This window comes from Clostridium beijerinckii HUN142, from assembly GCF_000621745.1.
GTDB classification, from domain to species: domain Bacteria; phylum Bacillota; class Clostridia; order Clostridiales; family Clostridiaceae; genus Clostridium; species Clostridium beijerinckii_A.
In genome coordinates this window covers 47,575-62,365 of sequence record NZ_JHXK01000029.1, presented here as the reverse complement: position 1 = coordinate 62,365, position 14,791 = coordinate 47,575, and the positions used below count along the sequence as shown (strand labels likewise).

At 29.0% G+C, this 14,791-nt stretch carries 13 protein-coding genes; 1 reads left to right on the top strand and 12 read right to left on the bottom strand.

Annotated features, from left to right (window positions below; all coding sequences use genetic code 11):
• Positions 1 to 50: 50 nt before the first annotated feature.
• Positions 51 to 959 carry a 4Fe-4S binding protein gene (locus T483_RS0113745; RefSeq protein ID WP_026887380.1) on the bottom strand — a complete coding sequence of 303 codons (909 nt, stop codon included), beginning with the start codon at positions 957 to 959 and terminating at the stop codon, positions 51 to 53.
• A 510-nt stretch (positions 960 to 1,469) separates the two neighbouring features.
• Here T483_RS0113745 and T483_RS0113740 point away from each other — a divergent pair.
• Complete coding sequence (locus T483_RS0113740; protein ID WP_026887379.1) at positions 1,470 to 2,393, top strand: aminoglycoside phosphotransferase family protein; 924 nt, start codon at positions 1,470 to 1,472, stop codon at positions 2,391 to 2,393.
• A gap of 186 nt (positions 2,394 to 2,579) precedes the next feature.
• Here the strand turns inward: T483_RS0113740 and T483_RS0113735 are convergent, their stop codons facing one another.
• The 11 genes from T483_RS0113735 to T483_RS0113680 form a co-directional block, all read right to left on the bottom strand.
• The gene (locus tag T483_RS0113735) at positions 2,580 to 3,440 is read right to left on the bottom strand and encodes an NADAR family protein (RefSeq protein WP_026887378.1); all 861 of its coding nucleotides are present in this window, start codon (positions 3,438 to 3,440) and stop codon (positions 2,580 to 2,582) included.
• Between the two features lie 480 nt (positions 3,441 to 3,920).
• Positions 3,921 to 4,784 carry a damage-control phosphatase ARMT1 family protein gene (locus T483_RS0113725; RefSeq protein WP_026887377.1) on the bottom strand — a complete coding sequence of 288 codons (864 nt, stop codon included), beginning with the start codon at positions 4,782 to 4,784 and terminating at the stop codon, positions 3,921 to 3,923.
• A 114-nt stretch (positions 4,785 to 4,898) separates the two neighbouring features.
• Positions 4,899 to 6,203 carry a B12-binding domain-containing radical SAM protein gene (locus T483_RS0113720; RefSeq protein ID WP_026887376.1) on the bottom strand — a complete coding sequence of 435 codons (1,305 nt, stop codon included), beginning with the start codon at positions 6,201 to 6,203 and terminating at the stop codon, positions 4,899 to 4,901.
• Positions 6,204 to 6,227: 24 nt separating this feature from the next.
• Positions 6,228 to 7,187, bottom strand: coding sequence for a ketopantoate reductase family protein (locus tag T483_RS29140; protein WP_035790185.1), 960 nt, complete (start codon positions 7,185 to 7,187; stop codon positions 6,228 to 6,230).
• A 352-nt stretch (positions 7,188 to 7,539) separates the two neighbouring features.
• Positions 7,540 to 8,685 carry a glycoside hydrolase family 113 gene (locus T483_RS0113710; protein ID WP_026887375.1) on the bottom strand — a complete coding sequence of 382 codons (1,146 nt, stop codon included), beginning with the start codon at positions 8,683 to 8,685 and terminating at the stop codon, positions 7,540 to 7,542.
• 168 nt (positions 8,686 to 8,853) lie between these two features.
• Positions 8,854 to 9,228, bottom strand: a complete 375-nt coding sequence (locus tag T483_RS0113705) for a hypothetical protein (protein WP_026887374.1) — start codon at positions 9,226 to 9,228, stop codon at positions 8,854 to 8,856.
• 298 nt (positions 9,229 to 9,526) lie between these two features.
• On the bottom strand, positions 9,527 to 10,540 hold the full coding sequence (locus T483_RS0113700; RefSeq protein WP_026887373.1) for a nucleotidyltransferase domain-containing protein: 1,014 nt from the start codon (positions 10,538 to 10,540) through the stop codon (positions 9,527 to 9,529).
• Entirely contained in the window at positions 10,537 to 11,316 is a 780-nt protein-coding gene (locus T483_RS0113695; RefSeq protein ID WP_026887372.1) for a nucleotidyltransferase domain-containing protein, read from the bottom strand. The genes T483_RS0113700 and T483_RS0113695 overlap by 4 nt, the downstream gene beginning before the upstream one ends.
• 126 nt (positions 11,317 to 11,442) lie before the next feature.
• Complete coding sequence (locus tag T483_RS0113690) at positions 11,443 to 11,769, bottom strand: hypothetical protein (RefSeq protein ID WP_026887371.1); 327 nt, start codon at positions 11,767 to 11,769, stop codon at positions 11,443 to 11,445.
• 104 nt (positions 11,770 to 11,873) lie between these two features.
• Positions 11,874 to 13,097: an RNA-splicing ligase RtcB gene (locus T483_RS0113685; RefSeq protein ID WP_026887370.1), complete on the bottom strand. Its 1,224-nt coding sequence runs from the start codon at positions 13,095 to 13,097 to the stop codon at positions 11,874 to 11,876.
• Positions 13,098 to 13,265: 168 nt separating this feature from the next.
• Complete coding sequence (locus T483_RS0113680; RefSeq protein WP_026887369.1) at positions 13,266 to 14,726, bottom strand: TROVE domain-containing protein; 1,461 nt, start codon at positions 14,724 to 14,726, stop codon at positions 13,266 to 13,268.
• Positions 14,727 to 14,791: the final 65 nt, after the last annotated feature.

Genomic DNA, 14,791 nt, shown 5'->3' with positions numbered 1-14,791 from the left:
TTAATTTAATCACATTCAAAATATATCAAACCGTATGCCTAACTATCATGTTATTTTCTTTCCTGTAACTTAAGTGCCTTTTTAGGACACGAATTTGAACAAATTCCACAGCCTACGCATTTTGAAATATCTGTTTTTATTACTCCATCAACCTTAGTAAATACATCAAAATAACATCTTTTTATACAAGCACCACACTTAATGCAGTTATCTGAATTAAGTTCAATAATTTGATTTGTTTTTGGCCAAAATCCACTGCTATTTCTTTTTGCCTGGCTTCTAAATAAATAACAGCAGTCGCCACAGCAATTACATATACCATTTGAATTAACAGTATGCATAAGACCTTTCTTATCAGCATTTTTTACTATTTCTTTTGCTTTTTCTTTATCTATTTCTTCTGATAAGCCTCTATGTGCAAATGTATTAATTCCATTTCTATACGTAATACAGGTCTTAGTTGGTTTTTCACATTCACCTCTAAGGCTTCTACAATCGCAATAATTTAGATAAACAGGCCTATCCTGAGTATCAATGAATTCTAACACCTTGTTAAGTGGTAAGATTTCATCCTCTGTAGGCCTTACACTAAAATCAGGGTCTAACCCATCATAATAAGCCTTAAAATACCAGGCATCCATAGCAAGTTGATCTTCCTTTGGGATACTTCTATAAACCTCTTGCTTAGATATTGAAAAAATATCTAATCTACTATAAAAATTTGCTATTTTATATGTAGATGTTTCTTCATCTACAAGTGAAATAATACCTCTTCTATAGCTATTTTTTATAAACTCATCTGAATTTTCATCTATAATTTTCTCTATGTCCTTCTTAGTAAATGCATCCTTGTCCATCTTATCTACAAATTCAATTTCTTCTTTAGTAAATATCTTGTTGATGAACGGATAAGCCGCCTCTGGTATTTGAAATTTCCTAATAAAATTTTGTAAATCCATAAACACATCCCCACAGCCAAATAATTTTTTTGATAGTGCCTATTGCCTAAAATAAAACAAAAAAGACCGCAAAAATCCCTAAGCAGGAAAAGTCCAAAAAAGACTTAACCACCCTAAATTTCTACGATCTCTAGCTTTCTAGTCAATCATTTCTTATTTATTTTTATTAAGCACATATTATACTTATATTTATTTTTTAATTCATACTAATTTTATATGATTACTTTTTATCAGTATATTCTCTAACCTATATTTTGTCAATAAAATTTTTTTAATCAAGAATTATATAACTGTAAGGAGGCTGACAATCAGCTTTTTTAAGTTTTTCAGTATAACTTGTCTTCCAAAGATATTTTTATGTTATAATTATACTATTTTAGGGTGTATATTACATTTATAGTTACTTCAGCAATATCTTTGCTCAGTTTTCAAAAAAATATATTCAAATAATTTATGATTTATTACGCAACTATAATTGAATAGGGATAAATATGATTTGAGAGGTTTATAATGAATTACAATTTTAATGATATAACAATTTCGAATACATGGATGAAAATAAAAAAAATAGAATATGGTTGGTCAACTGATGAAAAATATTACATAGAAGATAATAAAAATATCAAATATTTACTTCGTATATCTAATACTGATACTTATGAACAAAAAAAGAGAGAATTTGAAATCATAAAAAAATTTAATACACTGGATTTTAAAATGTCTAGAGCCATAGAATTTGGGTATTTTAATGAACATAGAAATGTTTATATGCTTTTAAGTTGGATAGAAGGTTATCCTCTTGAAGAAAAGTTGAATTCTTTACCTGAAATAGAACAATATCGACTTGGCTTAAATTCCCGCCAAATTTTAAACCAAATTCATGGTATCCCAGTTGAACCACAAGATGTTCCTTTTGTAAATAAAATTTCTAAAAAGTTATTGCAGTTGCAAATGTATGAAAATTCATCCGTTCGAATTTCAAATGATGAAATTGCGATAGCATTCGTAAAAAATAATATTGATATGTTGTGCAAATCATCTCCCGTTTATGAACATGGTGACTTTCACATTGGAAACTTAATATGCACACCTGATAAAACAATTGGTGTTATAGATTTTAACCGCTGGGAATGTGGTGATAAATACGAAGAGTTTTACAAGATTCAAAGTTTTAATATAGAACATAGTATTGCGTTCTCAGTAGGTCAAATTCAAGGATACTTTAATGGAAATCCACCCATTGATTTTTGGAAAGTACATGCAGTATATGTAGCTCATGCGTCTTTGTACTCAATTAAATGGGCAGAAAGTTTTGGTCAAGAAGAAGTTGATGGAATGACCAAACGTTGTCTTCAAGCATTCGATCATTACGATAATTTTAACTTGATAATTCCAAAATGGTATTCACAAAATGAAAATAAGTACCTATTATAAACATAGTGTTAGATTGCTTAAAATATCATGTATTAAAGGAGGAAACATATCCTCCCTTAACTATATCAGCAAATTTACCAATCTTTATGTTTAATTAACTATTCATTCTTACTATTTATTATGTTTTTTCTAGCCATATAAATTTGCCATTACATCAATAATTGGAAATTTACATACTGTACTACATTAACTATATCTCTTATGCAACGAAACCCAATCAATCATATTGCTATTTTTACATACTCTTTTTATTTCATTTCTAACTTCCATTAGCGCAAATCCAAGTAAATTTTCCCCACGCCATAATTCTGGATTTTTGATATTAATATCCTCCTCAGACATCTGTATTCCCCAGACATTATCATATGGACTTGCCTCTACTAATATTTTATCTCCTGTGGAGAGAAGAAATGTTTTTAATCTTTCATTTTGTATGAACTTATTATAATTTCCATTTATGACAATTGAATATTTAGCTCTATTCCAAATTTCTTCATCAAAACCTCTTACTTTACGTCCAAAGCTCTTTATTTCCTTAGGATCAATACTATTCATAATTTTTTCTTCTATTTCTTTATCTCCAAAAAATCTAGCTTTTTCTGCCATCATATATTGTTCCATAAATAAATATTCCATATGTCCAATCTTGAATCTGCTCTTCCACCACTGGCTAAAGCAAGACTTTGTAATACCTCCGTCTTTTTTAGGATGATGTCCCCAGAAATAAATATATTCAAAGTTCTTTCCATCTTTATAATCTGAAATAAGACTATTTAAATCATATTCAGGCTTGCCATCTTTTTGCCAAGTGTATGTCCAATAATTATTGTATTCATAAATATTATCTTCTATTTCCCATCTTTTAGGCTCCGGAAACATTTCTGTATACTCTTTCTTCTCTTCCTCTTCTAATCTATTAAACCATAAATAAAAATCCATAGCGTATGCTTCACCATATCCCATTCTCCATCCAATGCTTCCATTTGGGATTTCAGGATACATTAGCCATAGCGGAGCCATTAATAGATTTCCATTTTTATTTTCCATAATATCTTTCTCCTTACATCTCTGCTTTTATATAATAAAACATTACTAACTAATTCCTCATAAATTGAATTAATGACTTCTCCTCATTGTTCTCCATAATTAATCTATAAATTTGTTTTATCTTTTATCCTAAAATTGATAGATTTTCAATTAAGTATCTGTAAATTTTTCTTAATTAACGCTTGTCTCATTTATGTATAGAACTAAGAATTCTTTTTAATATAGATCTTTAGAGCCTTAATTAATAAGACAAGAGCATATATTCCTAACACACATAAGATTAATATTAGAACTCTAAATACAATGAATGGGATTATTTGTGCTATTAGACTATTCATTACACACCCCCTGTAAAATAATTACTTTAATTTCAATTATATCATATAATGTTGATATTACATTATTGAATCTCAAGTAACATCCTATCCTATCAAGTCCATGTACTATGTAGATTATATTAATAAATTGTTGAGTGCTTCTTTAAAATTTGTTTTTCATACAAATCATTTTCTTTTCCGGAGCACCAATATCATTTGCAATCACATCACATTTAGTCATTAACAGAAAATAGATCTTTTTCTTTTCTTCACTCAAGCATTCATAGTTAGCTTGCCCTTTAGCAATTACTACATCAGCCTTTTTATAGGCTTCTTTAAACTCATGACTTGTCCTATTTAAAACAGTCCCAAGAGAGCCATCCCCATCATCAATAACCTCTGCGTATTCATCAATTCCCACAGCATATGCGTCTTCAGCTATAGAGTCATTTACAACAGGTTTACCTCGTAACCCAAAGAATATTTTAACATTAGGATTCAGTTCTTTTATTTTTCTTAAAAGAATCTTGTCCATACATATTTCTCCACAATTATCACCTAAGTATAATAATGTTTTTGAATTTAAAATATCTTCCGCTAGCTCTTTAGAATCATCTATTGCAAGTTCCAACTGCTCCATTCTTTCAAAATAATCAAATATATCCTCTAATAATGTATTGTGAATAGGATTGAAATCTATGATATTACCAACAATTGCATACCTTACTGCTAATTCAAACGAATTTTCAGCTTGCTCGATCTTCCTCTCAAATTCAGGTAACAGTTTCAAAAATAATGTATTATAGTAATTTCTAGTTTCTTTATATGGGCCTGGATTATTAGTATGTTTTTTTATCATGCCAAAAATTTCTCCAATAATTTCTGGTGTAGTTGCCTCAAAATCCATTTTACCGAGATATGTAAAAACTTCCTTCAATAACATTTCCTTGTTATTAACACCTGTAATATTTGCCACTTTGATAACTTGGTTGACCATACACGGCAAGCATTTATCATGCATTTTCATAATTACACCTCTTTCTTCTTAAACAATTAGCAGTTTAAACTACCCTACAAATTACAATTTATCTTTTAGCTAATGATAGTAAATCTTATATATCAATCAGTTATTTTTAGATAATTATTTACTATCCTCCAAATTATTTTTTGTGCCCCTAAGACTCATCTTATATCCTAAATTTACAATTAAGTTATAGAGTATGTTTGTTTTAGATTTTCTTATTCTCTTATAAATAGATTTTAAAGAATAAAACTCTCTCCTAAACCACATGTAACCTTCAAACAGTTCTTCTGCACTCATATTTTTAGGAATAAAAGCTACTCTAGTTTTTCCATTGTAATAGCTCCAATCCTCTGTTATTAATCTATTTTCTTCTTTTAATTTCGAGTATACTGGTGTTTTAGGCAGAGGCGTTAATATACTTACAGTAGCTCCATCTATCCCTAGCTCATTGCAAGCATCTAGTGTTTTCTTGAATACATCCTTTTTATCTGTATCAAATCCAAATATTATTCCTGCTTGTACGCAAATTCCATTATTATGGATTTTATCTATTATACTTTTATATTTATTTACATCATTTATACCTTTATTTACACTTCCCAAACTATCCTGTGAAAAAGATTCTATTCCTACAAAAAAATATACGCAGCCAGCCTCTCTAGCTAATTTTAATAATTCATCATCTTTACATCTCTCTAATGTTACTTGTGCTGCCCACTTTTTATTAAGCTTTTTCAATTCTATCAGTAATTCTTTTACAAAATTTATATCCCCAAAAAAATTATCATCCCAAAATACAAAAAACTTACTTTTCATTGTCTTTATCTCAGAAATAACTTCTTTAATAGGTCTTGTCCTAAACGGTTCACAATAAATTTGCTTTAAATTGCAATAACTACAATTATAAGGACATCCTCTTGAAGAAATAATTGCCCCTTTTGTAAAGTATCTTTTATGAATTAGGTCTCTCCTTGCTATCGGCATATTTTTTAGATTAGGTACTTCTTCGCAAATATATTCTGGTCTCGCTTTATCCTCAAAGAAATCTTCTAAAAATTCCGGCCATATAATTTCGCCTTCTCCCACCATTATATAATCGCAATGTTTCTTTACCTCTTCTGGTAATAATGTTGCATGAGGACCACCCATCACAACTTTAATATTTTTATCCATAAACTTCTTAGATATATCATAACAATGGGTAGCATTTGATGTATTTACCGTTATTGCAACCAAATTAAATTTTTCTTCAAAAGGAACTTTTTGATTATATTCATCAACTAGCGTTATTTCATATTTATTTTCATCTATAAAAGCTGCTAAGTATGGCATAGTTATCTGAATAAAATTGTTAAATTGACTTTTTCTAAATCTGTTAATTTCCTCATTTTCTGGTGTTATTAAAAGTATTTTTTTCTTCATGCTCAGATCTCCCCATATCTATTATTAATTGATGCAAGTTTCTTTGTTACGATTTTTTTCTAAATGACTTTGGAGTTCATCCCAATTTGGCGTTGAAATATTTGATTTTTGCTTTAATATATTGAATGCATCATTCAGCATGAACATCTCATTAACTGCTGACATAGCATGATCACTTATTGCTAGTCTGCCCATAGGTGTTATCATAGTAACTTTCAATAATAGATAGAACATATATGATTTCCTTCTAACAAAATTTTCTTCATTTTTAGGTAAAATGGAGTAACCAAGCGATTCTAATACTTTATATCCTTCATCGATTGCTTTAATAATTTGATTTAAAAGTTTTTTGCTTTTAGCTACTTTATGTAAATCTCCATCACATGCATATGAAGCATAACAAAGAGGCATAATTAGAGCAATATGACTTTTAAGCCACGAATCCATATCATCAAAATAAGTTAATTTATATTTTGTGTTTTTAAAAGCCCTATCTATAATGTTTTTCCATGATAAGTTACCATCTAATCCACCTAACTCCATTTGTCCGATTATACGCACGCAAATAACTTTTCCATTTTCACGTCTTCCGCCAGTACTTTGGAACCCAAAAGCAATATGTTTTTCATTACAGCTATTTTTTAGCATATAATTCTTAATTGCATGGGGATCTGCATTATTACCAACAAATATAATATTAGAACTTTTATTATTTGAAAGACATGGTAATATTGAATTTAAATGTGTATATTGCATTACTACAAATATTATTTCATACACTTCATTTGAAGGAAGAAAATCTATTACTTTTACTTTGTCAGTGGTAGTTTTACACTGTATATAATGGCGAATAATAAGTCCATTATTCTTCAATTCTTTAAAACGTTCGTTTCTAGCAAGCAATGTAACATCATTGCCTCCGCGTATCAATACATGAGCCAAATAACTTCCTAAAACACCAGCTCCATAAACTAATATTTTCATGTAAATTCCCCCATTCGTAATATATTAGCTTCTCACTATAAACACCGCACTATTAAATCTTCAATAACATTTAGCTATAACTAACATTACAGTAATCAAAAAATGATCCTTTTTCATTACATGCCATAAAAGCAGATTCTATAAACCTATTGCAATTATATTTCTATTATAGCATTTTTTAACAATATAACATTATTAGACTTCTAAATATTATACTTTCTGTTTTATTTGCCATTGTCTACACCTCTTGTTCAACGTAACTTTTAATTGAATCTATAACAAAAAGTATCACATATCATATGATACGTGATACTTCAATTTACTATTTATTTTTATAACTGTATAAAATAATTTATTGTCCATTGCTATACCATTTCTTTATAACTTCTGTACTTTCTTGACTAGGATAATAATGTTTGTCATTACTTTGTTCACCCACTGCAAATATGGAAAATCCTAAAAACCAAGGTTCGTCTTGAAACTCTCTTCTATAGGCTTCAAAACAATTAGCTTGCTCAACGTTATTAATATTATTATTCTTATATGGATTCCAATTCCAAGGCTCATATGATGCATAATCAAATTTAGGAAAGCCAAGTTCTCCAAAGAAAATAGGCTTATTCCATTTATCATAGAAGTTTTTTATTTCTTGTTTTATATTTTGGTGTCTAACTTGTCCATTAAAATCTATCTGAGAATTTTCTATTGCGCTTGTAAGATTTTCAACTGTATTTGTAGGATTATTTGTAAGTTCGAAATAAGCTGCTATAGAAATAAAGTCTACTTTTGAAAATAACTTATTATTTAACTTGTTATTATATGCAGTAATACTGTCAGGAGCCCATGAAGCAGTATCCCATTTATTTGTTCTGTATGTTACCAATCCTTTATAATATGTTCTAACGTAATCTATCGTATCACACCAATTGTTTTCTTCTGATTCCATGTTAACTAGATTACTTCCTATGTTTAGGGCTGTTACATTATATGGCACTGCAATATCAGTCATCAATGTCTTTAATACATTAGTCTTCCAATTTAAAAAGAAAGCATTCATGTTATTAGGTTTCCATTCAGTTTCAGCCTTTATCCCCTGCTCTATCCAAGGATATGGCTCTAATATCACATTTATATTTGCATTTGTATTCTTTAATTGTTTAATTAAATTAATTGCCTTTTCTTCGCTTGTTTTATCAACTATCATACTACTCGAAGAAATATTATCTACATCTATCATTACAGGTATATTTAAGGTATTCAATTGAAACTTATTTATATCATTTAACACTTGTTCAGTATTATAGTCTGTTGATAAGCTACCTGATTTAATCTTCTTCCCATCAATTATCCATCCGATTTTAGAATTTGATGTTTGATCACTTGTAAGAGTTGCTGCTTTTACATTAGATGAAATAATAAAAAAACTAATGAAAATAATTGCTATTAAAATTATATTTTTCAGTTTATCTACTGTTTTGCAATTGTTTATATATTTCATGTATTTATTTCTCCCCTAACTTTGTGCTTTTATAAATTCTATTTAACATTCACCCTTGTAAATATATTCCTATTATAACACAATTTAAGGTAACACATTAGTTAATTTAAAAAACATTTTTATTTGTTATGTAAGCTTTACAGATCACTCCACCATATGAAAATAATATCAAATCTTGCTATCTCTTTTAGTAATTTCATCTGTTATTAACGATTTTGAAATATACATTGCATTTATGATATTTTTAAGGCGAGTATGATGAGATGTCCCCTCCTCAAATTTTAGCTGAGCCTTCTCACATTTACTAATAATAGAAGCTACAGGTGGTAGTGCTTCTATTAATTCTTCTTTTGTATATTTATCCATAATATCTTCATATGTTATTAACGATTTTGAAATGTATAGAGCTTTTAACCTATTATTAAGAAGTGTATGTTGTGAGGTACCTTCTGCAAATTTTAGCTGCGCTTTTTCACAATTATTAATAGTTGAAGACACAACTTTTAGTGCATCTACCAATTCTTCTCTTGTGTATTTTTCCATAGAATTTTACCTCCTAAAGATCCTTCAGTTTTTTTAATTAACAACTATAAACATCCATTTTAAATTTTAAATACTTTTCATAAGTTCAATATTAAACTTATATACTCAATATAGCTATGTCCATCTTTTACCTTTCTAATAACACTATTAATATAAATTTGTTTTAACTGAACAAGATAAATATTAAAATCAAACTATAAATTATCTCTAAATCATTATAAACAAGTATCATACCTTCTCAAACTAATCTATATACTCATTCTGGCTAAATCTATTTTACTGATTTAAACTAACTTATCTACTTAATAATTTTTCTTGTACCATTATAATATCTCTCATACAAAGAAATCAATAATTCTTCAACTTTCCTCTCATCTGGTTCTTTAGGCAATGTAGTATTAACTGATGCTTCTTTAAAATTAAAATCATATAACTCGACTAACTTAAACAATTCATCATAACTATACTTGCCTTTTCTGATATCCATTAATAAATCATGTTCTTTCTCTCGATAAGTGTTGATTTCATGAGTTTTTAATATTTCTGTTCCCATAATTAGGAGCCTTATTAAGTGCATAGCATGTTTTAAGAGCTTCCCCTCATCTTTTTTTCTATTCCTATGATTAAGCTTATCATAATCGTGAACAATATTACTCATTTCTGAGTATATACTTTTAAAATCTCTTAAAGAATACTTATCTATATGAATGTCCATTAATATCTCTGCTTCCTTTTTATCAGATTTATCAATATATAATTTTATACTCCCCTTTGGAAACTCTGTATAATTAGATGAAAAATGATTCATTTGATTATTTATTGTATTAAGTATATGCTTCTCCTTTTCTTCCTTCGGATACTCATCCCTTGCTAAGGCATTTTGCAGTCTTCTTAATTGTGCAGTAGCATAATTACCAAAAGTGTGTATCACTCTTTTTGATAAGAACAACCCTCTATTTTTACGTAATGCCTCCCCATATTTATTCATATATATAATATGCTCATCCTTAGTACCTAATAATTCAAGAATATTAGGATTTCCCTTTAATGCTAATGAAACAAATTTCCTAAGTCCATATATAACAGTATCAGTTGCTGTATCTTCAAATTGTTCAAAACTTTGAAATCCATATATATTTTCTTTTCTTTCAATTGTAATTCCTCGTAAATCTACATCACTATTATCTATATTAGTACCATATCCAATTGACCCTGAAAGTGTTAAGTATATTATGTTTTCTCCTAAGTTTTCATTTGAATGTATAAATTTATATTCCTCTTTATTTAAAATTTCCTTTGTTACTTTATTCATTCTATATCACCACTATATTCTTTAATAGTCTTATAGAAAAATTCATTTAGGATACTAGAATCTCTTTCTTTTTCAGTTCTAATATTTTTTGCATAACTATAATAATATTCTAGCTTGTCTCTTAAGAATTCCATTAATTCTGTAGGTTGTTTTATCGTGTCTGACTCTATCCTATCAGCTTTGATAGTAACAAGTTCTTCTATTATCGTCTTGACTTTGTCATCCATTTTAACTTCTTTCATCATTGCTTGTAAATTCATAGGTGGAATTGTATTGAAATTCTCTATCCACATACATGATAAAATTGGCCTAATAACATAAAAAAGCTTTTTGATGTTAACATTATTTAGGCCTTCCAATCCATCAAAGCTTTTCTTTGCAATATTTATATAATGGTATGTGACTGATATTGGTGAAAAGTACTTTTCTGCCACCTGTCTTAATTCTTTTACAAGCTCTTGATTTTGCCTGTAGGTAATTGGCGATGATAGCCATTCTAATAAAGATGCATTTGACCTGTACATTAGTTTTAATGCTTTTCGAAGATCCCATCCATTAACATCTAGCACCTCATCTACAGGTATTTCAATAATATCAGGGCCTTCAAATACACTTAAATACCATTCAACTGGATGTATATAAATAAATCTCACATCAAAATCACTATCCTTAGATTCAAATCCCCAGCCTCGACTTCCTGACTCTATTGCATATAGTATTTTTACATTATTTTTTTCTTCTATATCTCTTAATTGAGCTTGTATTACTTTATCCATACTCAGTCCCTCCCAACAGTTAAATATGTAATCCAATAAATTATTATTCATCTATACACTTCATCTATGATACTTATAAATTGCATTTTAGCATTACATTATACACATAAGGTAATGCTAAAATAATTATTTCCAATAATAAATCTTTTTCCATAACCTAAAATCTTTATCATCAAGCCTTTTTTTATAATAATTAGGAAAATTATCATAACTTCCATAAACTATCAGACAACTTTTAAGATCTCTTTCAAGTTCAATCTTATATTCATTCAAAGTTTCTCTAAAAACATAATCACGGAATGTCCAAGTATCATAAACCTTCCTATATGATTTTCCACTATGAATTTCAGTGGTTCTGCGGATCTTCTTATTTGCAGACCTCTTATACCAATATAAAGACTTTAATCCATATCCATCTTGATAAACCGGTGTTTTTTTATAACTTCTTGACATTATATCGCCTCCGTTACAAGGCGTCATCTCTCCAAATCATTATCCTCAGCTCCTAACTTATTTTAGAAAAAATAATTTTGAAATCAGTGATTTAAATATTCTAATTACCCTTGAGCTTTAAAATTATAAATTGGTTTGATTATTTCAATAATATCAACAGTCTCAGAAATATTTTCAAGTATTTCTTCCTTAGGCTTATACACCATTGGAGCTTCATCAATTGTCGCTTCTGTAACTGAAGTTGTAAAAATCCCTTCCATTGAAGCCTTAAATTCTTCCAAATTGACTTTTTCCTTAGCTTTAGTCCTGCTCATAATACGGCCTGCCCCATGTGGTGCTGAGTAATTCCAATCTGGATTACCTTTCCCTATTGCAATTATGCTTCCATCTCTCATATTAAGGGGAATTAATACTTTTTCTTCTTCATAGGCTGAAATACTTCCTTTTCTAATTATATTGTCTTTGAAATTTATATAATTATGAGTAGTAGAAAATGCTTCAAATTCATCAAAGCCTTTTCCAAACATCTTTTTCAAAATTATATCTGCCATTGTGTTTCTATTTAAGACAGCATATTCTTGGCAGATATTCATATCATGTAGATAATCCTTCCTATAATCTCCACTTAAAAAGCACAACTCTTTTGGGTAGCTTGGCATTAAGTCATTATATAGTGCTTCTAAATCTTTTAAAGCTTTCTGGATTTCTTTTCTACGCCCATCAGCTTTATATTCACTAATTATTTTTTCTCTTTTAACAAAGTAATCACCTTTACCACTGCATAAATCTATTGCAAGATTTTGATAAATGCTAGCCACTTGTGTTCCTAAATTTCTGCTTCCTGAGTGAATCACAAGATACTTTATGCCATCAGCACTTTCATTTATTTCAATAAAGTGATTTCCTCCACCTAAAGTGCCGATACTTCGCTCAATTCTTTTAGTATTTTTCAAGCTCCTATAACATTTTAAATTTTGTAATTCTGGAAATCTAACTACTCTTCCTTCATGGACATTCATTCCTGATGGAATATATTTATGAATAATCTCATCTAGCTTTTCTAAATCAACATCTACTATTCCTAAATTTACAGTTAACATCCCGCATCCAATATCAACTCCTACAATATTAGGAATGACTTTATCACCCAAATCAGCTGTAAATCCAATAACACAACTTGCCCCTTTATGCGTATCAGGCATTATTCTAACCTTACAGCCCTCTACAAAAGGCTGATTACATAATTCTTTTAATTGTTCAATTGCTTCTATTTCTATATTATCTGTAAATACTTTTGCAGTATTATATTTTCCTCTAACTTCTATCATAAATATTACTCCTCTAAAATTAAGGGGAGAAAAACTATTTAAGTATTTAGTGCTCTACCACCTGAGCTACTTATAATCTTTCCAAATTATAAGACCGGGTTCGAACCGGTGACATCTATCGTTAAAATCGAAGTAACTTAAATATACACTTCCCCTTACTATTTTTGTCTATATAATCAATTCTAATTTTTCCTTAAAATAATACTCTTCAATCTTGTCCTTTATATTGCTAAGACCATTTTCTACATTTGGTATGAATTCTAGTATTTTTTCATTCCAGCCTGCAATTATATTTACTTTGTCTCCTTTAAATTGCTGTGTGCCGTAACCTAAAAGGTCAATTGCATGTACCCAGACATTAGGATTTACTTGCTTTCTATATTGATTTATCAAATCTTGGCATACTCTAGCATATCCATAATTTATTTCGTTGTCTGATAGAATTATTATTCTATCAACATAAATTTTATTATCTAACAAATGATATATTGGCAATGAAAGATTTGTCCCTCCGCCTGTAACACTTATAGAATTTGCATTAGCTATAATTCCATTTGTAGCTGCAAAAGGAATTATTTTAAATCTTGTATCAAAAGTACTTGTTATAGCTTCATCACAAATGCTATTTGCAATCGCCATAAGAACAGTACCTATTTCAGCACAAGTAGTATCACTTTTTCTACTTAGCGTACTTCTCATAGAACCTGATACATCAGCTGATATAAAAGTCTTACCACTAAGTCGCTCTATGTTGTCTGTAGAAAATCTGATTGCATTTTCCAATACATCATAAATTTTTGATGTTCCTAATCCTTCATTTGATAATACTTTAAATGCTGAATAATATCTAAAAGGTAGCTGCTTGCTATTTTTAACTCTATTCTCATTTTCTAAAATTTCATATACCTTTTCTATATTATCTGGTTCAGCTTTAATGATGTTTCTCAAATTACGAAGTATAGCCATATAACCAAGCTTATTGCTATCAATTAATTTTTCCCAAGTATTCTTGTTATTGCCCTCACTTGAAAGCATTGTTTCCCATGTAAATGGTGTTTCTAAGTTATCCTCAAGTAATCTCTTAAACATATCGCTTTGCTTACCTGTACTTGGTTTTGGATGAACTAAATTTACTATGTCCTTAAGTTTAATCTCCTTTGCTCTATTGTATTTTGCAAGAGAATACTCATCAAATCTTATGAAAGAATCACCTAAACCTTTCTTGAGTGAATTTGGAATTGGTTTACCATATACATTTAAGTAATAACTTAAAATTTCCGCCATATCATCTACTCTTTCAACGATTTCGCTTAAAACTCTTCTAACATACTTCTTTCCCTGCACATCATGAGCAAGCTCTGCAGCCATAACATGAGAAATGCTTCGTAAATGAATTTCTTTTCTAGCATATATGGCCAAATTTGCTGCAAATTTCGGATCTATCTTAATAACATTTCTTAAATCATTAACTATTTCTAAAGAATTATCTCCATAAAACTTTCCTTCATTAAAGAAACTTGTTAAAACTTCAGTTATTAATTTTTCCTTCAGTTCCATTTTAAAAGCCACATGGCCTTCCTTATTTACTGTATTTACTGTTGTGTTTTTAAAAAAATTAAATTTTGACATTTTAATTTGCTCCTTTCAATGATGAAGTTATATTTTTCAGATGACTTATGGAGTTGCACCATACT